General features: G+C 27.9%; 1 protein-coding gene. It reads left to right on the top strand.

Translation table 11 applies throughout. The features are described 5' to 3' along the window. Positions 1 to 144 precede the first annotated feature (144 nt). Positions 145 to 208: hypothetical protein (locus V7147_RS25335; protein WP_438824650.1), on the top strand; the 64-nt coding region annotated here is incomplete at its 3' end.

The raw sequence follows: 208 nt of genomic DNA, 5'->3' as shown, positions 1-208 counted from the left end.
CCCCTTTCCTTAATTTATTTTACAGTTAAATATATATTATTTCTACTGTATGGTATATAATAATTTAGTTCCGATTCTTTTTGAAAGTAAAAAAATGTAAAAAGAACTTTAATCCTTAATTTGAAAACTAGGAGATGTGAAATCGTGACAACACGTAATGACTTACGAAATATAGCAATTATCGCCCACGTTGACCATGGAAAAACAA

The organism is Bacillus sp. JJ1521 (assembly GCF_036965165.1).
In the GTDB taxonomy this organism is placed as follows: Bacteria; Bacillota; Bacilli; order Bacillales; family Bacillaceae_L; genus Ferdinandcohnia.
Note: the sequence above shows the minus strand (reverse complement) of the source record. Positions and strands in the feature narration are given on the sequence as shown.